Below are 22808 nucleotides of genomic sequence, written 5' to 3'. Positions count from 1 at the left end.
GTTTTTTTAAAAATTTTTTTTGAGCAGAAGGATTTTTGGAGAATTTGTCGAATACGTAATTATACGTTATGAAATTCAAACTGATTTTTAATGATATTGATTTCCCTGTCAAATTTGTTATGCGTTGCCCTGAAAATTTTCCTGAAGATATCTTCCATTGCACTTTCTTCCAAGACATTGATTCCTTCTCCGGTGATACCACCCCTTACTGTAACTTTTTTCTGTAGTTCTGGAAAAGTGTAATATTTTTTTTCAATTAACATCCCCATTCCAATAAACATATCCGCGGCTAATTTTGTAGCGAGTTCCTTGTCAATATTTGTTTCACTTACTGCTGCATCGATAAATTTTTGCAATAAATAACTAAAAAAAGCCGGACCGCAACTGACGATATCGGAAGCAACCCTTGTTATTTGTTGATCAATGATAACCGGTTTTCCTATATGGGAGAGTAAACCGATCATCACATTCTTCCAAACATCGGTACATTTTTCACCAAAAGTCAATAAACAAACACCTGATAAGGCACGATTGGTAATACTCGGTATTGCCCGTACACAAGAGCAAGGGACAACTGTTTCCAATTGTTCAACCGATATCGGGCTGGTGATGGAAACAAGACATTGATCCCTTGTTAATCGATCTTTTATTTTTGTAAGAACCGGATGGATATCGAGTGGTTTGGTACAAAGAAAAATTAAATCACTTTTTTCAACCAATTGCTCTATATCTGTTTCGATTTGAAGGTTGGGATACATTTGTTTCAGCCGGTTAGCCTTCTCAATCGTACGGTTAGTAATTGATATATTTTTTTCACATACGGCTTTTCCGTTAATGAGGGCTTCGGTAAGAATCGTTCCCATATTTCCGGTTCCGATGATTCCAATATGCACATAATCCCTCCTTTTCGAAAAAATATCTCATCTAACTGTATGAAAGGAATTGATGTTTTATGACAAAAGGGCAAATGTTCATTCAATGGGTACAGGAAAAAAAGCAATGGTTGATCATTGGTCTTGTTTGTGTCGGGGCTGCGATCTTTTATTTGTATAATCAAAATGATGATGTGGATTTAATAAAACGGCAAGAAGTGATTAGTGAAGACATAGTTGCGGAAAATGATTCCCAAAAGGAGCAAGAACATCCAAATTCAAATGATAGTGCTGCATCGTCGAAATCGCAACCGATGAAAGTCGATATCAAAGGTGCTGTGATGAATCCCGGAGTATACACGGTTACCGGTAACGAAAGGGTTATTGATATTATCGAAAAGGCTGGCGGGTTATTGGATGATGCCGATATTGTAAAGGTGAATTTATCTCAAAAGGTGATGGATGAAATGGTTATTTATATTCCGAAAATTGGTGAAGAAGTCTTGGCAGCTGAAAATATCCCGGTGAATTCGGGTTCACAAAGCAGTGGAGGAGACGGGAAAGTGAATATTAATCAGGCAGACGCCAGTGCTCTTGATTCGCTGCCGGGAATTGGACCTAGTAAAGCAGAGGCAATTATTGAATATCGGGAAACAAACGGACCATTTCAAAAAGTGGAAGATTTAATGAATATTTCCGGCATTGGTGAAAAAACGTTTGAAAAATTGAAAGATCAAATTACTGTACAATGAACAAGTGAGGTATTTTTAATTATCCTACCAATCTTAAAGGATTCCAATGAATGGGGATCAAAATGCCCCGATTTGTGCAACAATCAATCAGTGGGATAAAGCCCCACTGATTGATATATCATTTATGATTGACTGGCACAAAATAATCAGTCTACACTATTGATAGCAAGAAACCAATTATGGACAGAAAGAAGGATGAACCGTGCAACGAATTGAATGGGATCAGTTTTTTATGGCACAGTGTTTTCTCATTTCCACCAGAAGTACATGTACAAGATTGGCTGTCGGCGCAACGATTGTTCGAGATAAACGGATCATTGCCGGCGGTTATAACGGATCGATTGCCGGCGGGGATCATTGTATTGATAAAGGTTGTTATGTGATTGATAATCATTGTGTTCGAACCATCCATGCCGAAATGAATGCGATTCTTCAATGTGCAAAATTTGGCGTTCCGACTGAAGGAGCGGAAATCTATGTGACTCATTTTCCATGCCTGCAGTGTACCAAAGCGATCATCCAAGCCGGAATTAAAGTAATCTATTATGCAGAAGATTATAAAAACCATCCATATGCATTGGAATTGTTGGAGCAGGCCGGCGTAAAAGTGGAAAAAGTGAATTTTGATAAAAGTGTTTTTGCTATGAAGATATAAGGAAAAAGAGGGAAGCAATTGGTTTGGCTGATTGCTTCACCGGCATTTTTCAGAAACCAGGAAAAGATGATGTTTGCTGTTGTGGCTTTTTTGTGCGTATACTTAATTCTCGAATTCGCATCTTTGCCGGAAATTTATACATGGTTAACGTATAAATAGAATGGGAGGGGTTGCCATAAGAAGCGGAACATTCATATATTTCGGTTTGATAATCGTTTTTGCATTTTTAAGTTACCATCACTTTTCCTTGGGGCTTACCGTAATGGTATCGTATCTTTATCTTCTGCAACATCGTCTTGAACAGCGATTTTTACTTATTTTATTAACAAGCTATGGAATTTGTCTTCTTTTTTTCTTTTTCCATTTCGAGTCACAAAATCAGGACCCGATAGAAAAGAAAATCGAGACGAACATATCGTTTACCGGATATCCGAAAGTTGATGGGGATAAATTAAGTGCTACGGTTAAGACGGTTACGGGAGAGAAATTGGCTCTCACCTACTATGTTCGGACTGAAGAAGAAAAGACAAAATGGTCCTCGATTCTTCAGCTGAATACCGTTTGTACCGTTAATGGAACACTGAAAACACCGCCGGAACCGACCAATCCAAATGCATTCAATTATCGTCAATACTTGCGAACGCAAAATATTAAATACTTGATATCCGTTGATACGATTCGAACTTGTCAAAAGGGTAAAGAGACATTTTATACAAATTTATTAAAATACCGAGAGCAAAGTATGGCTTTAATTAACCATTATTTTCCGGAGCGGATTGCCCCATTCATTAATGCATTGTTGTTTGGAAATGATGATCAAATGGAAGAAACGACAGCTGAAGCATATCGGCAACTCGGTTTATCCCATCTTTTAGCCATTTCCGGATTGCATGTAACAATTATTAGCGGTTGTGTTTATTTTATATTATTGCGGCTCGGAATCTCGAGAGAATCAGTAAGAACGGGAATGTTATGCTTTCTTCCAATCTATGCAGTTATTTCCGGTGCTGCACCATCTGTGATTCGTGCGGTGGTTATGGCATGGCTTGTCTTATTTCTTTCCAGGTGGAAAACTGTCATTCACCCGGTGGATGCTCTCTCTATATCTTTTATTATCTTTGTTTTCATAAATCCGTTTATTCTTTATCATGTAGGGTTTCAACTTTCCTATTTGGTCACCTTTGGTCTATTATTATCAAAATCTCTTTTTGAGAGAACGAAAAGCTCCTTGGAAAACGGTTTTTGGATTGCACTGCTTTCACAATTAGTCGCCTTACCTGTTTTACTGAATTATTTTTATGAATTTTCCTTTCTCAGTATTTTTCTAAATATTATCTACGTACCGTTATTTTCGGTCATCATTCTCCCTTTATGTCTATTGACTTATTTTCTGCTTTTCCTTTTCCCGGCAATAGGACAACTCGGTGTCAACTTGTTAACACTGATTTTTTCAAATGTGAACCGATTTGCAGAATGGGTTTACCAGTTTGATATATTTCATATTGTTTTAGGTAGACCGCCTCTTATCCTGTTTCTGGCTTTTTTCATTTTTTATTTTATTGGCTTTACCCTCTTGGAAAGGGATGGTTTGAAAAAGAAGAAGCTGCTGATTACCTTATTTGTTGTCCCTGTTTGTCTCCAAATTTTCATGGTGAAATTTTCACCGGTGGGCGAGGTGACATTTATTGATGTTGGGCAAGGAGACAGCATCCTTATCCGGTTACCTTTTAATCAAGGGAATTATTTAATTGATACCGGGGGAAAGGTAACATTTCCATTGGAGGATTGGCAAGAGCGAAGGACAAATTTTGATCCGGGGGAAGATATTGTCGCTCCGTTTTTAAAAAGCAGAGGTATTTCCAAAATCGATAAACTTATTTTGACCCACGGAGACAGTGATCATACCGGTTCGGCCTTAGCAATTCTTGAAAATTTTCGTATTGGTCAAGTTCTTGTAGGTGATACACTGGAAAAGAAGGAAATCGAACTGAACATTATCAATGAAGCAAAGAAAAGAGGAATTCCGATTACGAAAGTTTCCGCCGGCATGCAGTGGGAGGAAGCGGGTCATAAGTTTTTTATCATCGCTCCTGAAAAAGCAGCTGTTTCAAGCAATGATGCTTCGATTTGCATATACAGCAAGCTGGGAGGACAATCCTGGTTATTCACCGGAGACCTAGAAGAGATAGGGGAAAGGGAAGTAATTGAACAATTTCCTCAATTGGAAGTGGATGTTTTGAAGGTTGGACACCACGGGAGTAAAACATCGACAACAGAACTGTTTCTTTCAAAAATAAAGCCTGAATTTGGCGTTATTTCCGCCGGTAGAGATAACAGGTATGGACACCCTCATCAAGAAGTCCTTGAACGATTAAATGCGCATAAGGTAATGATTTACAGGACAGATATTCATGGGGCTGTTACTTACAAATATTTTTTAAACAGAGGGAATTTTTCAACTGTGTTACAAGATCCATAATTTTATTTAAGCTTTTTACGACAAGTCAAGGAGGGAAATAGCTGGAGAGAGACGCTTGCCGCATGCATCTGATTATGGAGGTGGCATAACAAATTCACTTTTCATCCAGATAAAAATTGTAAGGGGTATCAAAAGTTGTCACCTTTTTGATACCCCTGTTTTTTAAGAACCGATTGCTTTAATAACTCCGGCAAGGATGAAGATTGTTGCAAAAAATCCAAATGAAACAATGAACCCAACAGCAGAATCGATAAAATCATTTCTTTTTGATTGGACATCTTGTTCAAATTCGTTCACATACACCCCTCCTCAATCAATTCTAGTATACATGGAATTTTTCTAAAAATCTACATCTTTCATTAATTGTGAAGGAACCAAAACTCATTTCCATATTTTTTCGGTTTTGCCCTTAATAATCTTTACTTAACCCTTGTGAAAAGAAGGAATTTTATTTACGATAAAAGAAACATGTCAGAAGAACGGAGAGATTATGGTGTTTTTAAACATATGGAAAGATATCAAGAAAGGAAAATTTTCCCCGTTGTATTTATTATATGGGAGTGAGGATTTTTTAATAAATGAAACAAAGAAATATATGATTGATGCGGCATTGACGGAAGAGGAACGTGAATTTAATCTATCGATCTATGATTTAGAAGAAACGACCGTCGAATCGGCTGTAGAAGACTGTCAAACGATTCCTTTCCTTGGCGAACGGAAAGTTGTCATTATGCACAATCCTTATTTTTTAACGGCTGAAAAGGGAAAAGAAAAAGTCGACCACAATGTGAAGGTGTTTGAAGAATATATAATGAATCCGGTTCCGTCTACGATACTCATTTTAATTGCTCCTTATAAAAAACTGGATGAACGGAAGAAAATAACTAAATATTTGTTAAAAAATGCCGTTGTCCTTGAAGCCAAATTTTCGGAAAAAGATACAAAAGATTGGATTCGGCAGCGTATTACGGAAAATGGATTTGAAATAACCCCAAATGCCGTAGAATTACTCTATCAGTTTACCGGCCAAAATTTGACGATATTAAATCACGAATTGGAAAAAATCTTTTTATACAGTGACGGGAAAATAATCGATGAAGAGATGATTCAGTTACTCGTCCCAAAATCATTAGAAAATAATATTTTTGTTCTTGTTGATAAATTTGTTCATCAACAATTGGACCAAACATTAGAAATTTATCATGATTTGTTAAAGCAAAATGAGGAACCGATTAAAATACTGGCTGTCATTGCAAGCCAAATTCGTTTTATTGCTCAGGTGAAATCATTAATAAAACAAGGGTATGGAGAACAAAAGGTTGCACGGATTTTAAGATCGCATCCTTATCGGGTGAAATTGGCAATATCCCAAGCAAACAGATTTGATGAAGAAAAATTTTTAGCCATGATTGATGAGTTGGCAGACATCGACTACCAAATGAAAACAGGTTTTGGAAATAAAGAATCATTATTAGAAATCTTTTTCTTTAAATACTTGACGTAATAATAAGTGAGCCAGGCTGTTAAAATGCCTGGCTCAAAGCTTATATAGAAAAAGAAAATTTGGTGTGAGTTACCAAATTTTCAAAAATCCATTATGCGTTTAATGAGTTCACTTTTTTCGTTAAACGTGATTTATGACGATTTGCTGCGTTTTTATGAATTAAGCCTTTGGAAGCAGCTTTGTCAATTTTACGAATTGCACTAGTTAATGCTTCTTTGGCAGCTGCAGCATCATTGCTTGTTACAGCAACTTCAACTTTTTTAATTGCTGTACGCATGGCAGATTTTTGTGATGTATTAATCGCAGTACTTTTCTTATTCGTTTTAATTCGTTTAATAGCAGATTTAATGTTTGCCAATTTTTTCACCTCCCAATAAAGCTAGACGGTTAAATAACTTTTTAATAGAACATCATAAAGAACAACTGCTATTTTACCAAATGATGACTGTGAATGCAATACTGAAAAAAGGAAAGCTGATATCGAATGAAATCCAATTATTTGGAAATGATAGAAAGAAGAGTATTTATCTATAAATTTTTCCTATGCTTTTGTATTGCTTCATTGAGAAAAAAAGCTAACGATTGCCTTTTTACACAAATAATCTGTAAGGATAAAGAACCTACACAAATTGAACTTCCCCTTAATAATAGTGATCTGTTTTTGAAAGATATTGAAAGGAGATAAAGAAATGAAACAAGAAATAGAGAATTTTTCAGTGCGCACGGATTTGGCTATTGAAGCAAAGGAGATGGTTGTCGAGCAACAAGGGCAACAACTGGATTCAGATCTTAAGGGCGTGATTATTAAAGAAAGAACCGAACAAGATGTGAAAATTTCCGAAGTTACCATTACCGATGAAGGAAGTAAATCGATTGGAAAAAAAGCAGGGCATTATTTAACGATTGAAAGTCAGGCGATTAGACAAGCCAATAGTGAATATGAACAGATGACGAAAAATATTTTTGTCAAGGAGTTTAAAAACTTTTTAGCAAATCAACAGATTGGCAGTGATGCAACTTGTTTAATCGTCGGTCTCGGAAATTGGAATGTAACCCCTGATGCATTGGGCCCAATTGTATGTGAGAATATTGTCGTTACAAGACATTTGTTTGAATTTCAACCGGAAACCGTTCAAGAGGGATACCGGTCGGTAAGTGCCATTGCACCGGGTGTAATGGGAATTACGGGGATTGAAACAAGCGATATTATTTTTGGTGTTGTTCAAAAAATAAAGCCTGATTTTATCATTGTCATTGATGCGCTTGCTTCCCGCTCCATTGAAAGAGTGAATACGACGATACAAATTTCAGATACCGGTATTCATCCGGGGTCCGGCGTCGGTAACAAACGGAAAGAATTAAGTAAGGAAACATTCGGGATCCCGGTTATAGCCATCGGAATTCCAACTGTTGTCGATGCCGTTTCCATTACGAGCGACACGATTGATTTCCTGCTCAAACATTTTGGCCGGGAAATGAAAGAAGGTAACCGTCCATCCCGTTCTTTAGCGCCGGCGGGACTTACTTTTGGTGAGAGGAAAGTATATACGGATGAAGATTTACCCGGTGAAGAGGAACGGAAAACGTTTCTAGGGATCATCGGTACATTGGAAGAGGAAGAAAAACGGTCACTGATTCGTGAGGTTTTATCGCCGACAGGTCATAATTTGATGGTTACACCGAAAGAAGTTGATGTTTTCATAGAACGGATGGCAAACTTGATTGCCGGCGGACTCAATCAAGCATTACATCCAAGTTTGGATGAAACCAGAGCGAATTTTTCAACACATTAAAACTAGGTGGAATCTCGTAATGTTTTCTACTAACATCGCATATTTTATAGTAACAGTGTTTTTTGCAAGTACTATTTTCACAAGCTTTGTTACCGGACTTTGAATTATCGTCTAGTGGGAAGTTTCGGTTAAAACAGGATAAAACGAGGTGATGGATATGTTTCGTTTTCTTTTAAAAACAATGCTTCTCATAAGTATATTATTTATTGGAGTCATTATCGGCTTTCAAGAGGCAAATCACGGCCTAAAGGAGATGAAAGGCTTTGATGATGGCACATTTTCCTCCGTCATATCCGTTCAAGAGGCAGAAGATTATGGAGAGTACGAAGCAACCATCCTTGGTGAGAAAGTGACAAGTCATGACCTGGAAGAAAAGAAAAAGGCGTTGGAAGAGTTAAACACCTATAATCTATTTACAGACATGGCAAAAACATTTACCGATTTTCTGCAAAAAATGATATCTTCATTGTTTTCATAATAAAAACTGTTCAGAGAGGCAACCCGGCTCTTTGAACAGTTTTTTCTTATCCATGAACCGAAAAAAGGATAAAAAGGTAGTGAAAAACTATGGATTCGTTTTATTGTCTAGCTCCGGTTGATATTGGCACTTTTCTTTAAAATCATCAATTGGTTTCCATTGAATATGGAAAAATGTATTGATATAATCAAAGCTAGTGACTTTGTCCAGTTTACAGGAGTGAACGAAAATGAATCGAGAAGAAAAGTTAAAACGACAGGAACGCATCCGTAATTTTTCGATTATTGCCCATATTGATCACGGCAAATCGACATTAGCTGATCGAATTTTAGAAAAAACAAATACGGTTGCCGAGCGAGAAATGAAAGACCAGTTACTGGATTCAATGGATTTGGAACGGGAACGTGGGATTACAATTAAATTAAACGCTGTAGAACTCACTTATAAAGCGAAAGATGGGGAAGAATATATTTTTCACCTGATTGATACACCGGGACATGTTGATTTTACATATGAAGTATCGAGAAGTTTAGCCGCTTGTGAGGGAGCTGTCCTTGTTGTCGATGCGGCACAGGGAATCGAGGCTCAAACATTGGCGAATGTGTATTTAGCGATAGATAACGATCTGGAAATTCTTCCGGTCATTAATAAAATAGATTTGCCAAGTGCAGAACCGGAGCGAGTCCGTCAAGAAATAGAAAATGTTATCGGACTGGATGCCAGTGAAGCAGTGTTAGCTTCGGCTAAAGCAGGAATCGGGATTGAAGAAATACTAGAACAAGTTGTCGAAAAAATCCCTGCACCAATTGGCGATCCGGATGCCCCGCTGCAAGCACTGATTTTCGATTCCGTCTATGACCCGTACCGCGGTGTTATTGCCCTGATTCGAATTGTCGAAGGTTCGGTTAAGGTCGGCGATAAAATCAAAATGATGTCGACTGGAAAAGAATTTGAAGTGACTGAGCTTGGGGTCAACTCGCCGAAACCGGTCAAACGAGATGAATTAACTGTCGGCGATGTCGGTTATTTGACCGCCTCGATTAAACATGTTGGTGATACACGCGTCGGGGATACGATTACAAGTGCAGTAAATCCTGCCAAAGAACCGTTGCCGGGTTATCGAAAAATGAATCCGATGGTGTTCTGTGGTATGTATCCGATTGATACAGCAAAATATAATGATCTTCGTGATGCGTTGGAAAAATTACAATTGAATGATGCCGCCCTGCAATTTGAACCGGAAACGTCCCAAGCACTTGGATTCGGATTCCGTTGCGGTTTCCTCGGTCTTTTACATATGGAAATTATTCAAGAGCGAATTGAACGGGAATTCAAAATTGATCTGATTACGACAGCGCCAAGTGTTATCTATCATGTCCAGTTAACCGACGGGGCGTCCATTCAAGTAGATAATCCGTCCAATATGCCGGACCCGCAAAAAATTGAACGAATTGAAGAACCGTATGTAAAGGCATCAATTATGGCCCCAAATGATTATGTCGGTGCGATTATGGAACTGTGCCAAAATAAACGCGGAATATTCATTGATATGCAATATTTAGACGAAACACGTGTGACGATCACTTATGAAATTCCATTATCCGAAATTGTCTATGATTTCTTTGATCAATTAAAATCCAGCACAAAAGGTTATGCATCTTTTGATTATGAATTAATCGGATATAAACCTTCGAAATTAGTGAAAATGGATATTTTATTGAACGGCGAACGGGTTGATGCGCTTAGTTTCATCGTTCACCGGGATTCTGCATACGACCGGGGCAGAGTCATTGTTGAGAAATTAAAAGAATTAATCCCGCGTCAACAATTTGAAGTGCCGGTCCAGGCAGCAATCGGTACAAAAATTATTGCCCGCTCGACCATTAAAGCGATGAGAAAAAATGTTTTAGCCAAATGTTACGGTGGGGACATTTCCCGGAAAAGGAAACTCCTTGAGAAACAAAAAGAAGGAAAAAAACGAATGAAACAAGTCGGATCGGTAGAAATCCCGCAAGAAGCATTTATGGCTGTTTTGAAAATTGACGATAAGTAGTTTGACGGAACCGGAGAGGTTAGGTGGAACATCCATACTAACCTCTTTGTACTTAAGAAAGATGGTGATTTTTTTGCCGAAAGCAGTATATATACACATTCCGTTTTGTACGCAGATTTGCCATTACTGTGATTTTAATAAAGTTTTTTTAAAGGGCCAGCCGGTCGATGATTATTTAAAAGCACTAAAAACCGAAATGGAAAAAACATTTGCAAATTTGCCTCCGGAAAATGTGGAAACTGTGTTTATTGGTGGTGGGACACCGACAGCGCTAAATGAAAAACAATTGGAATATTTAATGCAAACTATCAATTGTTTCATTGATGTTGAAAAAGAGATTGAATTTACGATTGAGGCCAACCCAGGAGACTTGACCGTGGAAAAGCTGAAAATCTTAAAAAATTACGGGGTTAATCGTTTAAGTATAGGTGTTCAATCATTCAATAATAACTTGTTGAAGGCAATTGGCAGAAACCATAAAGTAGAAGATATCTACAAAACAATCGAATCAGCAAAACAACAGGGCTTTACCAATATTAGCATTGATTTAATGTATGCATTGCCAAATCAAACGATTCAAGACGTGGAATTTGCTCTCAATGAATTTTTTAAGCTTGATATTGAGCATTGCTCTGCCTATTCCCTGATTGTTGAACCGAAAACAATTTTTTATAATTTGATGAATAGGGGAAAATTGCCGCTTCCTTCCGAGGATGAGGAAGCAACGATGTATCAAATGATCATGGAACAGATGGAGAGCCATGGATACCATCAATACGAAATAAGCAATTACGCAAAAAAAGGCTTTAAAAGTAAACATAATCTTGTTTATTGGGACAATGATCATTATTACGGATTTGGAGCCGGTGCCCACAGTTATATCAATGGGAAAAGGCGATCGAATATAGGTCCTATTAATCACTACTTGAAAGCAATCGAAAAGGGACGGTTGCCAATCCGGGAAGAAATTTCATTGACAGTTAAAGAGCAAATGGAAGAAGAAATGTTTTTGGGGTTAAGAAAAACGGCCGGAGTTTCACAAAAAAAGTTTTATCAAAAGTTTAGTATCGATGTACTGGAATATTATCGAGAGGAAATTGAAAAATTAATCCAAGACGGGTTGCTTCAGATCAATGAGGATGAGATCCAATTAACAAATCGGGGAAGGATGTTGGGGAATATAGTCTTCCAACAATTTATTAAAGACTAATCCAAGTAAATAAAGTTTACCTAATCGGTCAATCTCTGCTCATGAATTGACATATTTACGATAATTTGTTAATTTATATATAGATTTAGCACTCCCATTAGATGAGTGCTAAAAGGAGTGATCGTAATGTTAACAGAGCGTCAATTGTTAATATTGCAAATCATAATTGATGACTTTATTCGTTCTGCACATCCGGTTGGGTCAAGGAGTTTAGCGAAAAAGAAAGGCATTTCTTTCAGTTCGGCAACCATTCGTAATGAAATGGCAGACTTGGAAGAATTAGGTTTTATTGAAAAAACCCATACATCTTCCGGGCGGGTCCCTTCCGAAAAAGGATATCGCTTTTATGTCGATCATTTGCTTTCCCCTGAAAAGGTAAGTCATAAAGAGATTAAAAGGATTAATGACCTTTTTACGGAAATTTATGAAATGGAAAAAGTTATCCAAAATGCCGCGAAAGTTTTATCGGAATTAACGGAGTATACAGCGATCGTCTTAGGTCCAACAGTAGAGGATAATAAATTAAACAGATTTCAAATTATCCCGCTTAACGCTGAGACTGCCATTGCCGTTATTGTTACAAATAAAGGGCATTTAGAACACAAACTGTTTTCTTTGCCCAAATCGGTTAATTCTTCTGACCTTGAAAAAACCGTAAATATATTGAATGAACGACTTGTAGGAATGCCAATTCTTGAATTGCAATCAAAGTTAATAAATGAAGTTGTCACTTTAATTAAAGAAAATGTCCATAATTATGAAGCAATGCTCAGATCTTTATTGGATGTATTATCCGTTCCATCGAATGAAAAACTGTACTACGGCGGTAAAACCAATATGTTGAAGCAGCCGGAGTTTCAAGACATCGAGAAAATCCAAGGAATTATGAGTTTAATGGAAGAGGAAAATGATTTTTATCAAATTTTAAAACAAACGCCTTTTGGTATCCATGTAAAAATTGGTTCGGAAAATAAAATTCCGGTGATGGATGATTGCAGTTTAATTACGGCCACATATAGTATTGGTGAAGAACAGGTTGGGACGATTGCCATATTAGGCCCTAAGCGGATGCACTATTCCAAAGTGATTAGTCTGTTAAATCTACTGAGCAAAAATATGACCGTTACACTAACAAAGCTATATGATCTCTGATGGTTCAAATTTTGGCTAAAAGAAAATGGAATCAATTCTTCTCCGCACGTTTCCATTTCCGGTACGTGCGGATATAATTGTTTGTATATTTTTAGAAGCAAGTTTACCAGGAGGTGGATGTAGTGGCGGAGGATAAAAAACAGGTTAAGATGGAGGAAAGAAGTGTGGATGAAGAAAAAGAAGTGAAAACAAATTCGAATGAACAGCAAGAAGAAAAAAAGTTTCAAAATGAACAAGTCGAACCAATCTTTGCTGAGGGAGATAAGACGGACACATCAGCTGAACAACAAACAGATGAAAACCACCAGGATGAAGTGACAGATGAAACCGCCGAATTGAAAGCAAAGATTGAACAGTTAGAGAAAGAATTGGATGAAAAAGATAATCGACTGATCCGTGTTCAAGCTGATTTTGATAATTATCGAAAGCGAACACGAAATGAAATCGAGGCCATCGAAAAATATCGTTCCCAGCCACTTGCAACGGAATTATTAACTGTTGTTGATAACTTTGAACGTGCCCTTCAAACAAATGTAACAAGTGAAGATGCAAAGGCACTGTTGCAAGGGATGGAAATGGTTTATAAAGGAATGCTTGAGGCATTTAAAAAAGAGGGAATCGAACCAATTGAATCCGTTGGGAAAGAATTTGATCCGCATGAACATCATGCCGTTATGCAAGGTTCAGATGAACAAGTCAAATCGAATATTGTTCTTGAAGAATTCCAAAAAGGATATCGATTGAAAGACCGGGTGATTCGTCCGGCGATGGTTAAAGTGAATCAGTAGTACATATTCAAGTGAATGGAGGATGAAACTATGAGTAAAATTATTGGTATAGACTTAGGTACAACAAACTCTTGTGTTGCTGTTTTGGAAGGCGGGGAACCTGTTGTTATTCCAAACCCTGAAGGTGGAAGAACAACTCCATCGGTCGTTGCTTTTAAAAATGGGGAACGGCAAGTGGGGGAAATTGCCAAACGTCAGGCAATTACGAACCCAAACACAGTCATTTCGATTAAACGGCATATGGGAACAAATCATAAAGTAAATATTGAAGGAAAAGATTATACACCTCAAGAGATTTCCGCCATCATTTTACAGCATTTAAAATCATATGCGGAAAGTTATTTGGGAGAACCGGTTACAAAAGCTGTCATTACAGTGCCTGCCTATTTTAATGATGCACAAAGACAGGCAACAAAAGACGCCGGTAAGATTGCTGGATTGGAAGTCGAACGGATTATCAACGAACCGACTGCGGCCGCACTTGCTTACGGTTTGGATAAAACTGATCATGAAGAAAAAATTCTTGTATTCGACTTAGGCGGCGGTACATTCGACGTGTCCATTCTTGAACTTGGTGACGGGGTATTTGAAGTTATTTCAACTGCCGGAGATAACCATCTTGGTGGAGATGACTTTGACCAAGCCATTATCGATTACCTAGTTGATGAATTTAAAAAAGAAAACGGAATTGATTTGTCTCAAGATAAAATGGCATTACAAAGATTAAAAGATGCCGCGGAAAAAGCGAAAAAGGATTTATCCGGTGTATCAAGTACACAAATTTCATTACCATTTATTACAGCCGGTCCAAGTGGTCCGCTCCATCTTGATGTAACTTTGACCCGGGCAAAATTTGATGAATTGACTGCGCATTTAGTTGAAAGAACAATGGGCCCGGTTCGCAGAGCTTTGGAAGATGCCGGCTTATCAGCAAACGATATTGATAAAGTTATTTTAGTCGGTGGATCGACAAGAATTCCTGCTGTACAAGAAGCAGTTCGGAAGGAAACAGGAAAAGAACCGCATAAAGGTGTCAACCCGGATGAAGTGGTTGCTATGGGAGCAGCTATCCAAGGCGGTGTTATTTCCGGTGACGTAAAAGATATCGTATTACTTGACGTTACACCACTTTCGCTAGGTATTGAAACGATGGGTGGCGTGTTTACAAAATTAATCGAACGGAATACGACGATTCCTACATCAAAATCGCAAATTTTCTCAACCGCTGCCGACAATCAAACGGCAGTAGATATTCATGTGTTGCAAGGTGAACGTCCAATGGCAGCCGATAACAAGACATTAGGTCGTTTCCAATTGACTGATATTCCACCTGCACCACGTGGCGTGCCACAAATTGAAGTTACATTCGATATCGATAAGAATGGAATCGTCAATGTCAGTGCAAAAGATTTAGGTACTGGAAAACAACAAAAGATTACCATTCAATCGAATTCAGGGCTTTCTGATGAAGAAATTGAACGGATGGTTAAAGAAGCGGAACGAAATGCGGAAGCAGACAAGAAACGGAAAGAAGAGGCAGAACTTCGCAATGAAGCTGATCAACTCGTCTTCACGACTGAAAAAACACTAAAAGAAGTAGAAGGAAAAGTGGATGCCGGTGATGTGAAAAAAGCACAAGAGGCAAAAGATGAATTGAAAAAAGCAATTGAAAGCAATAATTTAGATGACATTCGTGCGAAAAAAGATGCGTTACAACAAATTATCCAAGACATTTCAATGAAGTTATATCAACAAGCCGGAGCCGGTACACAAGGTGCCGAAACAAATAAAGAAAATCAATCATCGGGAAAAGATGATAATGTTGTCGATGCTGATTTTGAAGAAGTTAATGATGATAAATAATGTAGTATTCTAACAGGGTAGTGGTAAACTTCTAAAAAGTCAAAGTCAAGTTCACTTGGCTTTGACTTTTTGCAGTATTGCCCTTATTAGTGGGGATTTGATCCCCGGCAAGAACGGGCATGAAGGCACATCTGATGGAAGGTTCATTAAAATCTTTTATCAGTTGCTAATTATCTTCCAGCGGTGTTAGAATAATTTGTATGTGAAAATGTTCGGGGAGTGGAAAGAATGGCTAAACGGGATTATTATGAGATCCTCGGTGTAAGTAAAGATGCATCAAAAGATGAAATTAAACGTGCTTACCGGAAATTATCGAAGCAATACCATCCTGATATTAATAAAGAGCCCGGTGCAGATGAAAAATTCAAGGAGATTAGTGAAGCTTACGAGGTTTTAAGTGATGATACGAAAAGAGCCCAATATGACCAATTTGGACATGCCGGAGCTAATCAGGACTTTGACGGATTTGGTGGATTTGGCGGCTTCAGTGATGCCGGGTTCGGCGGTTTTGAAGATATTTTGAATACATTTTTCGGTGGAGGAAGTACGAGACGTCGTAATCCGAATGCACCAAGGCAAGGGGCCGATCTTCAATATACGATGACGCTTACATTTGAAGAAGCAGTTTTTGGTAAGGAAACAGATATTGAAATTCCAAGGGAAGAAGAATGTTCGACTTGTCACGGTTCCGGCGCAAAACCGGGTACTCATCCGGAAGAATGTCCGTACTGTCATGGCAGTGGGCAAATTAGTACAGAACAAAATACACCTTTTGGCCGTATCGTCAATCGAAGGGTATGTCATCACTGCGGAGGAACGGGTCAGGTAATCAAACATAAATGCCCGACATGTCACGGTACCGGGAAAGTGAAAAAGCGGAAAAAAATTCATATAAAAATTCCAGCCGGTATTGATAATGGTCAACAATTACGTGTTGCCGGTAAGGGTGAGCCCGGAATTAACGGGGGACCAAATGGTGATTTGTATATCATCTTTCAAGTAAAAGAACATGAGTTTTTTGAAAGGGACAGCGATGATATTTATTGTGAAATGCCAATTTCGTTTGTCCAAGCTGCTTTAGGGGATGAAATTGAGGTTCCAACACTTTATGGCAAGGTCAAATTAAAAATTCCTGCAGGTACACAAACAAATACAAAATTCCGTCTCCGTGGTAAAGGTGTGAAAAGTGTCCGCAGCACAACACCGGGTGACCAGCATGTAATTGTTCGAATTGTTACGCCCACAAAATTAACAGAGAAACAAAAACAACTCCTTCGTGAATTTGCTGAAATTAGCGGAAAGACTCCTGATGAACAAACAGATACTTTTTTTGAAAAAGTGAAGCGGGCATTTAAAGGCGAATAATTAGACTCTATTCAGATGAATGATTACTTTTAGCTGCAAATTGATAAAAATCGTGACTGGACTAAAACAACAATCGGACAGGAAAAGTCACATGATTAAGAGGGGTTGTTTCAAATGAAATGGTCTGAAATAAGCATCCATACGACAAATGAAGCGGTTGAGCCAATTTCGAATATTTTATATGAGGCTGGTGCGAGCGGAATCGTCATTGAGGATTCATTCGAACTGTATAAAGAGCGAAAAGATCAGTTTGGTGAAATTTACGAATTGGATCCTCATGATTACCCTGATGAAGGTGTTATTATGAAGGCATATTTACCGGTTAACAGCTTTCTTGGGGAAACGGTTGAAGAAATTAAACAGGCTATAAACAACTTGATTTTATTTAATATTGATATTGGAAAAAATAAAGTGACAATCAGTGAAGTCCATGAGGAAGAATGGGCCACAGCTTGGAAAAAATATTACCATCCGGTCAAAATTTCAAGTAAATTTACGATTGTTCCAACTTGGGAAGAATATGAGCCTGTTAAGACCGATGAACTCATTATTGAACTTGATCCGGGCATGGCCTTTGGAACCGGGACACATCCGACAACCGTCATGAGTATTCAGGCGCTGGAACGGACGGTAAAACCCGGTGATTTCGTCATTGATGTCGGCACAGGCTCCGGTGTTTTAAGTATTGCAGCAGCCCTTCTACAGGCGGATGAAGTATTGGCGCTTGATTTAGATGAAATCGCTGTTCAGAGCGCCAAATTGAATGTGAAATTGAATAAAGTTGACGCGAAAGTAACGGTTAAACAAAATAATTTATTGGACGGGATTAATCAAAAGGCCAATATTATTGTCGGAAATTTGTTAGCTGAAATTATTCTCCGGTTTACAAATGATGCACATGCTTTATTAAAGGATGGCGGCTATTTCATTACATCCGGCATTATCAACCAAAAACGGAAAGAAGTAGAAGACGCCCTTTTACAAGCCGGTTTTACAATTGAGGAAACGTTAGTTATGGAAGATTGGATCACTTTTATTGCCAAAAAATAATCTGCTTTAGAAAGTGTGAACAGACAGTGCAACGTTATTTTCTGGAAAACAATGAATATGAAAATGGAAAAATCGAGATTCGCGGGGATGATTTCCACCATATTGTTCGGGTTATGCGGATGACAGTTGGGAGTAAAATCGACGTTGTGTTCCCTAATGGGCAGACCGCCATATGTGAAATAGCCAACATTTTACCGGATGTTCTTGAAGCAAAAGTGGTTTCGGTTCGCGATGAAGTTCGTGAGCTGCCGATCAAGGTTACAGTTGCCGGCGGGTTGCTAAAAGGGGACAAATTCGATATAGTAGTTCAGAAGGGAACTGAATTGGGAGCCGCTGCGTTTCTTCCATTTACTTCCGAACGTTCCATTGTAAAATTGGAAGAAAAGAAAAGGAAGCGACGATTGGAACGTTGGCAAAAAATTGCCAAAGAAGCTGCTGAACAATCGGAACGAACCATGATTCCGAAATGTTTAGAACCTGTTTCCTTTCAAGAATTATTATTAATTAGTCAATCATATGAAAAAAAGATAGTCGCCTATGAGGAGGAGGGGCGAAATCATCACCGTGAACAACTCCCCCAAACATTAAAAGAGTTGCAAGCGGGTGAGGCTCTCCTTTTTGTTTCTGGTCCGGAGGGAGGATTCTCAAAAGCTGAGATCGATGCATTAAAGGCGAATGACTTTATCGTATGCGGCCTTGGTCCAAGGATTCTTAGGGCTGAAACTGCACCTTTGTATGCACTGGCTGCGATATCATTTTATTTTGAATTATTGAGGTGATCTGTTTGTCTACCGTCGCTTTTTATACACTTGGATGTAAAGTAAACCATTACGAAACAGAGGCGATTTGGCAGCTGTTTAAACAAAATGGGTATGAACGTGTGGAGTTTGAACAAAACTCGGATGTGTATGTCATTAATACTTGTACAGTTACCAATACCGGTGATAAGAAAAGCAGGCAGGTAATCCGTCGTGCAATTCGGCAAAATCCGGATGCCGTTATTTGTGTTACCGGTTGCTATGCACAGACCTCACCTGCAGAAATTATGGAAATTCCCGGTGTTGACATTGTCATCGGTACGCAAGACCGGTTAAAAATGCTGGATTACATTGAGCAATATCGTAAGGTGCGGAAACCGATCAATGCCGTTCGTAATATTATGAAAAACCGTGTCTATGAAGAAATGAGCGTTCCATATTTTACCGACCGTCATCGTGCTACCTTGAAGATTCAAGAAGGCTGCAATAACTTTTGTACGTTCTGCATCATTCCTTGGGCAAGAGGATTAATGCGTTCCCGCGATCCGAAAGAAGTCATCCGGCAGGCTCAAACTCTTGTTGATGCGGGATATAATGAAATCGTGTTAACCGGAATACATACTGGTGGTTACGGTCAAGACTTAAAGGATTATAATTTAGCGATGCTCTTAAAAGACTTAGAAGAGCAAGTGCCCCGTTTAAAACGATTGCGCATTTCTTCCATTGAAGCCAGCCAACTGACAGATGAAGTGATTGATGTGATTGAAAAGTCAAAAGTTATTGTGCGCCATATGCATATTCCGCTCCAATCCGGTTCTGACACCGTGTTGAAACGAATGAGAAGAAAATACACCATGGCCGAATACGAAGAAAGATTATTGAAATTGAAAAAGGCTGTACCGGATTTGGCGGTAACTTCCGATGTCATTGTCGGTTTTCCGGGTGAAACAGAAGAAGAGTTCATGGAAACGTATAATTTTATTAAAAAACATAAATATGCAGAACTCCATGTATTCCCGTACTCAAAACGGACCGGAACCCCTGCCGCCCGTATGGAAAACCAAATTGATGAAGCAGTGAAAGAAGAACGGGTCCATCGCTTGATTGCCTTATCGGATCAGTTAGCGAAAGAATATGCCTCTCGTTTTGAAGGGGAGGTATTGGATGTAATCCCGGAAGAACCTTACAAGGAAGACCCAAATAGCGGTTTATACGAAGGTCATTCTGATAACTATTTGAAAGTAGTTTTCCCTGCAACGGAAGATATGCTTGGGAAAATTGTCCGCGTGAAAATTACCAAAGCCGGTTATCCATACTGTGAAGGTCAATTTGCCCGGGTTATCGACAACGAAACATATGTTGCAAGTGAAAAACTAATTATTTAACCGGATAGCAAATTTTTCCTAAAGGAGCGAACAACCATGGAAATTGCAAAATATATTGATCACACTTTACTTAAAGCGGATGCGACCAAAAGTCAAATTGAAACATTATGTAATGAAGCGAAAGAATATGGCTTTTTCTCAGTATGTGTGAATCCAACTTGGGTTTCATTTGCCGCTAACATTTTGGAAGGCTCTGATGTGAAAGTTTGTACAGTAATTGGCTTCCCGTTAGGTGCGACAACATCAGAAACGAAGGCTTTTGAAACAGTCAATGCAATCCATAATGGTGCCAAAGAAGTCGATATGGTCATTAATATCGGTGCGTTAAAAAGCGGTGATCTTGCCGCCGTAAAAAACGATATTGAAGCGGTTGTCAATGCAGCAAAAGGTCAAGCGTTAGTAAAAGTCATTATTGAAACCAGTTTGTTAACCGATGATGAGAAAAAAACCGCTTGCCGATTAGCGGTCGAAGCGGGTGCTGATTATGTAAAAACATCAACCGGTTTTTCAACTGGCGGTGCGACTGCCGGTGATATTCAATTAATGCGTGAAACGGTTGGACCTGAGATTGGTGTGAAAGCTTCCGGCGGTGTCAGAACTGCCGCCGATGCCAAAGCGATGATTGAAGCCGGAGCCAGTCGGATTGGCGCAAGTTCCGGTGTTGCTATTGTAAAAGAATGGAAATAACCGTAAGCACCCAAATTACTCTTTCTTTGAGTAGTTTGGGTTCTTTTTTTAGATAGTACGTCTGTCTTTCGCTTATTTGCGCGAAACTGTCGACGAAACCGGAGCTATACCACTGAATTACATTATCTTTTATTACCGTGCAAATTTTCAATAAACGCAGCGAATGGTTTTGCAAACGGCAGGACAAGGAGTGAAACAACAATATTAAAAACAACACTGGCGTGGGCTAACTGTTTTTCCGGAATGAGGCTTAGATGCTCCATATACTTGGCAAACGTTTCCGTAAATGGAAGAAACAACAGAACACCGACCACGTTTAACCAAATATGGGCATAGACGGATAATTTCGCTTCCCGTCCTCCACCAATACTGGCGATATATGCATCAAGGCATGTTCCAATATTCGAACCGAGCATTAAGGCAATCGCAGCGGGCAGATTTACGATGTTTGCATTCATAAAACCCATGGCAATACCGGTCATCGCTGTACTCGATTGAATAATCGCTGTTAAAATACATCCGACAATTGCGGAAACGAGTACACTGTTGTTAACATTTGCGATCAAAGGCCGGATGGCGTCACTGTCTGCCAAAGGGGCTGCTAAATGTTCAAAACCGAACATGGCCAAAAAAATGGCGCCTAACCCATAAAAAAACAAACCGATATTCCGCGCTTTCGTCATCGGAATTAATATAAAAATACTGCCTAAGATTAACAAGGGGATAATCATTTCATCGGTCCCATAGGCTAAAAATTCAACCGTTGCAGTCGTCCCGATATTCGTCCCAAGAATAATACCGATTGACTGCGGAAATGATAACAGACCGGCGGAAATAAATCCAACAGTTAAGATCATAACGGCCGAACTGCTTTGTAACAGCACGGTAATTAATATTCCAAATAGCAAACCTTTAAAAGGAGTTGAAGTGAACCTCAGCAGCCACTCCTTCATTATTTTTCCGGAAATATTCATTAAACCGGTACGCATGACCGTCATACCGCCGATAAATAGCAATATATATAAAATAAACTGGAAAATTGATAGCATGTCCTCACCCCATTCCATTTTATTGTCAGGCGGGAGAAAACATGTCATCAAAATTTGACGTTGATTAGTTGACCAAACTTGATTTTTTTATTATAATTTTGTAGGTACATGGAATTTCCCATGTGTTTGATGTAAGGTGTTTTGTTCGGAGGGAGGGAAAGATATGTCAAAAACAGTCGTTCGTAAAAATGAATCCCTTGATGATGCATTGCGTCGTTTCAAACGTCAAGTATCAAAAACGGGTACGCTGCAAGAAGTTAGAAAACGCGAATTTTACGAGAAGCCAAGCGTAAGACGGAAGAAAAAGTCTGAAGCTGCTAGAAAACGGAAATGGTAAGAGGGTGTAAAAATGAGTCTTCTCGAACGTTTAAATGAAGATATGAAACACGCGATGAAGAACAAGGAAAAGGAAAAACTCTCAGTCATTCGGATGATTAAAGCGGCTTTGCAAAATGAAGCGATTAAGCTTGGCAAAGAATTATCCGAAGAGGAAGAGATTACCGTTCTTTCACGTGAAGTCAAACAACGAAAAGATTCCCTCCATGAATTTGAAAAAGCAGGTCGGACGGACTTAGCTGAAAAAATCAATACAGAACTTACTTATGTCAAAGAATATATGCCTGAACAATTAACTGAAGATGAAATAAAAGAAATCGTCAAAGAGGCTATCCGGGAAGTGGATGCTTCTTCTAAATCCGATATGGGGAAAGTCATGGCAGTTGTTATGCCGAAAGTAAAAGGAAAAGCTGATGGTTCGCTCGTGAACAAAATTGTTGTAAGCGAGTTATCAAAATAGATACAGCTTTCATAGATAAAAAAGGTTGTCCATTTTGTCTTATCCATGGACAGCCTTTTTCATTTAAAAACCGCTTCTATAATTATTTATAAAAAATGAAACCATTTTCGCTCCCATCC

22 protein-coding genes are annotated in these 22808 nt (G+C 38.7%); 18 read left to right on the top strand and 4 right to left on the bottom strand.

All coding sequences use genetic code 11. The features are described from left to right. Positions 1–59: 59 nt before the first annotated feature. A complete protein-coding gene (comER, locus tag BT1A1_RS11120; protein ID WP_034771200.1) occupies positions 60–893 on the bottom strand; it encodes a late competence protein ComER in 834 nt (277 codons plus the stop codon). Between the two features lie 59 nt (positions 894–952). Between comER and BT1A1_RS11115 the strand changes: the two genes are divergently transcribed. From BT1A1_RS11115 to BT1A1_RS11105, 3 genes are all read left to right on the top strand, one after another. Further along, positions 953–1624, top strand: coding sequence for a helix-hairpin-helix domain-containing protein (locus tag BT1A1_RS11115; RefSeq protein ID WP_051989106.1), 672 nt, complete (start codon positions 953–955; stop codon positions 1622–1624). 202 nt (positions 1625–1826) lie between these two features. Beyond that, entirely contained in the window at positions 1827–2279 is a 453-nt protein-coding gene (locus BT1A1_RS11110; RefSeq protein WP_034771187.1) for a ComE operon protein 2, read from the top strand. A gap of 160 nt (positions 2280–2439) precedes the next feature. Then, the gene (locus BT1A1_RS11105) at positions 2440–4758 is read left to right on the top strand and encodes a DNA internalization-related competence protein ComEC/Rec2 (RefSeq protein WP_072012692.1); all 2319 of its coding nucleotides are present in this window, start codon (positions 2440–2442) and stop codon (positions 4756–4758) included. A gap of 162 nt (positions 4759–4920) precedes the next feature. Here the strand turns inward: BT1A1_RS11105 and BT1A1_RS17960 are convergent, their stop codons facing one another. Next, positions 4921–5055 carry a YqzM family protein gene (locus BT1A1_RS17960; RefSeq protein ID WP_034771185.1) on the bottom strand — a complete coding sequence of 45 codons (135 nt, stop codon included), beginning with the start codon at positions 5053–5055 and terminating at the stop codon, positions 4921–4923. A gap of 193 nt (positions 5056–5248) precedes the next feature. Here BT1A1_RS17960 and holA point away from each other — a divergent pair, with 193 nt between their 5' ends. Beyond that, the gene (holA, locus tag BT1A1_RS11095) at positions 5249–6262 is read left to right on the top strand and encodes a DNA polymerase III subunit delta (protein WP_034771183.1); all 1014 of its coding nucleotides are present in this window, start codon (positions 5249–5251) and stop codon (positions 6260–6262) included. Between the two features lie 91 nt (positions 6263–6353). On the opposite strand, the gene rpsT is transcribed toward holA, so the two are convergent. Continuing rightward, complete coding sequence (gene rpsT, locus BT1A1_RS11090; RefSeq protein ID WP_034771180.1) at positions 6354–6620, bottom strand: 30S ribosomal protein S20; 267 nt, start codon at positions 6618–6620, stop codon at positions 6354–6356. Between the two features lie 331 nt (positions 6621–6951). On the opposite strand from rpsT, the gene gpr reads away from it, so the two are divergent. The 12 genes from gpr to deoC all read left to right on the top strand — a co-directional run bounded on the left by gpr (position 6952) and on the right by deoC (position 20844). Next, entirely contained in the window at positions 6952–8055 is a 1104-nt protein-coding gene (gene gpr, locus BT1A1_RS11080) for a GPR endopeptidase (protein WP_034771176.1), read from the top strand. A 157-nt stretch (positions 8056–8212) separates the two neighbouring features. Then, a complete protein-coding gene (locus BT1A1_RS11075; RefSeq protein ID WP_034771174.1) occupies positions 8213–8533 on the top strand; it encodes a DUF3679 domain-containing protein in 321 nt (106 codons plus the stop codon). Between the two features lie 229 nt (positions 8534–8762). Further along, positions 8763–10586 carry a translation elongation factor 4 gene (gene lepA / locus BT1A1_RS11070; RefSeq protein ID WP_034771171.1) on the top strand — a complete coding sequence of 608 codons (1824 nt, stop codon included), beginning with the start codon at positions 8763–8765 and terminating at the stop codon, positions 10584–10586. A gap of 73 nt (positions 10587–10659) precedes the next feature. Then, the gene (gene hemW / locus BT1A1_RS11065; RefSeq protein ID WP_034771258.1) at positions 10660–11796 is read left to right on the top strand and encodes a radical SAM family heme chaperone HemW; all 1137 of its coding nucleotides are present in this window, start codon (positions 10660–10662) and stop codon (positions 11794–11796) included. Between the two features lie 126 nt (positions 11797–11922). After that, the gene (gene hrcA / locus BT1A1_RS11060) at positions 11923–12948 is read left to right on the top strand and encodes a heat-inducible transcriptional repressor HrcA (protein WP_034771169.1); all 1026 of its coding nucleotides are present in this window, start codon (positions 11923–11925) and stop codon (positions 12946–12948) included. 149 nt (positions 12949–13097) lie between these two features. Then, a complete protein-coding gene (grpE, locus tag BT1A1_RS11055) occupies positions 13098–13736 on the top strand; it encodes a nucleotide exchange factor GrpE (protein WP_034771256.1) in 639 nt (212 codons plus the stop codon). 30 nt (positions 13737–13766) lie between these two features. After that, a complete protein-coding gene (gene dnaK / locus BT1A1_RS11050; protein WP_034771167.1) occupies positions 13767–15599 on the top strand; it encodes a molecular chaperone DnaK in 1833 nt (610 codons plus the stop codon). A 228-nt stretch (positions 15600–15827) separates the two neighbouring features. Continuing rightward, complete coding sequence (gene dnaJ, locus BT1A1_RS11045; protein ID WP_034771164.1) at positions 15828–16964, top strand: molecular chaperone DnaJ; 1137 nt, start codon at positions 15828–15830, stop codon at positions 16962–16964. Between the two features lie 114 nt (positions 16965–17078). Next, on the top strand, positions 17079–18014 hold the full coding sequence (gene prmA, locus BT1A1_RS11040) for a 50S ribosomal protein L11 methyltransferase (RefSeq protein WP_034771160.1): 936 nt from the start codon (positions 17079–17081) through the stop codon (positions 18012–18014). A gap of 26 nt (positions 18015–18040) precedes the next feature. Beyond that, complete coding sequence (locus BT1A1_RS11035; protein WP_034771158.1) at positions 18041–18793, top strand: 16S rRNA (uracil(1498)-N(3))-methyltransferase; 753 nt, start codon at positions 18041–18043, stop codon at positions 18791–18793. A 5-nt stretch (positions 18794–18798) separates the two neighbouring features. Then, the gene (gene mtaB / locus BT1A1_RS11030) at positions 18799–20157 is read left to right on the top strand and encodes a tRNA (N(6)-L-threonylcarbamoyladenosine(37)-C(2))-methylthiotransferase MtaB (RefSeq protein WP_034771155.1); all 1359 of its coding nucleotides are present in this window, start codon (positions 18799–18801) and stop codon (positions 20155–20157) included. A gap of 36 nt (positions 20158–20193) precedes the next feature. Next, a complete protein-coding gene (gene deoC / locus BT1A1_RS11025; RefSeq protein ID WP_034771153.1) occupies positions 20194–20844 on the top strand; it encodes a deoxyribose-phosphate aldolase in 651 nt (216 codons plus the stop codon). Between the two features lie 122 nt (positions 20845–20966). Here the strand turns inward: deoC and BT1A1_RS11020 are convergent, their stop codons facing one another. Next, complete coding sequence (locus tag BT1A1_RS11020; protein WP_034771151.1) at positions 20967–21893, bottom strand: Na/Pi symporter; 927 nt, start codon at positions 21891–21893, stop codon at positions 20967–20969. 163 nt (positions 21894–22056) lie between these two features. Here BT1A1_RS11020 and rpsU point away from each other — a divergent pair, with 163 nt between their 5' ends. Beyond that, on the top strand, positions 22057–22230 hold the full coding sequence (rpsU, locus tag BT1A1_RS11015; RefSeq protein ID WP_033828375.1) for a 30S ribosomal protein S21: 174 nt from the start codon (positions 22057–22059) through the stop codon (positions 22228–22230). Positions 22231–22242: 12 nt separating this feature from the next. Further along, positions 22243–22689 carry a GatB/YqeY domain-containing protein gene (locus tag BT1A1_RS11010; RefSeq protein ID WP_034771149.1) on the top strand — a complete coding sequence of 149 codons (447 nt, stop codon included), beginning with the start codon at positions 22243–22245 and terminating at the stop codon, positions 22687–22689. The last annotated feature ends 119 nt before the right edge of the window (positions 22690–22808 follow it).

The sequence above is a fragment of the Caldibacillus thermoamylovorans genome, from assembly GCF_000751775.1.
Classification (GTDB): Bacteria; Bacillota; Bacilli; order Bacillales; family Caldibacillaceae; genus Caldifermentibacillus; species Caldifermentibacillus hisashii.
The sequence above is the reverse complement of the archived record's forward strand: the minus strand, read 5'-3'. Positions and strand labels throughout refer to the sequence as shown.

Excerpts from the sequence above, each read along its gene's own strand:
- dnaK (WP_034771167.1), top strand. The coding sequence starts at position 13,767 with ATGAGTAAAATTATTGGTATAGACTTAGGTACAACAAACTCTTGTGTT.
- dnaJ (WP_034771164.1), top strand. The coding sequence starts at position 15,828 with ATGGCTAAACGGGATTATTATGAGATCCTCGGTGTAAGTAAAGATGCA.
- BT1A1_RS11075 (WP_034771174.1), top strand. The coding sequence starts at position 8,213 with ATGTTTCGTTTTCTTTTAAAAACAATGCTTCTCATAAGTATATTATTT.
- grpE (WP_034771256.1), top strand. The coding sequence starts at position 13,098 with ATGGAGGAAAGAAGTGTGGATGAAGAAAAAGAAGTGAAAACAAATTCG.
- BT1A1_RS11020 (WP_034771151.1), bottom strand. The coding sequence starts at position 21,893 with ATGCTATCAATTTTCCAGTTTATTTTATATATATTGCTATTTATCGGC.
- BT1A1_RS11010 (WP_034771149.1), top strand. The coding sequence starts at position 22,243 with ATGAGTCTTCTCGAACGTTTAAATGAAGATATGAAACACGCGATGAAG.
- holA (WP_034771183.1), top strand. The coding sequence starts at position 5,249 with ATGGTGTTTTTAAACATATGGAAAGATATCAAGAAAGGAAAATTTTCC.
- rpsU (WP_033828375.1), top strand. The coding sequence starts at position 22,057 with ATGTCAAAAACAGTCGTTCGTAAAAATGAATCCCTTGATGATGCATTG.
- lepA (WP_034771171.1), top strand. The coding sequence starts at position 8,763 with ATGAATCGAGAAGAAAAGTTAAAACGACAGGAACGCATCCGTAATTTT.
- gpr (WP_034771176.1), top strand. The coding sequence starts at position 6,952 with ATGAAACAAGAAATAGAGAATTTTTCAGTGCGCACGGATTTGGCTATT.
- hrcA (WP_034771169.1), top strand. The coding sequence starts at position 11,923 with ATGTTAACAGAGCGTCAATTGTTAATATTGCAAATCATAATTGATGAC.
- deoC (WP_034771153.1), top strand. The coding sequence starts at position 20,194 with ATGGAAATTGCAAAATATATTGATCACACTTTACTTAAAGCGGATGCG.
- BT1A1_RS11105 (WP_072012692.1), top strand. The coding sequence starts at position 2,440 with ATGGGAGGGGTTGCCATAAGAAGCGGAACATTCATATATTTCGGTTTG.
- prmA (WP_034771160.1), top strand. The coding sequence starts at position 17,079 with ATGAAATGGTCTGAAATAAGCATCCATACGACAAATGAAGCGGTTGAG.
- BT1A1_RS11115 (WP_051989106.1), top strand. The coding sequence starts at position 953 with ATGACAAAAGGGCAAATGTTCATTCAATGGGTACAGGAAAAAAAGCAA.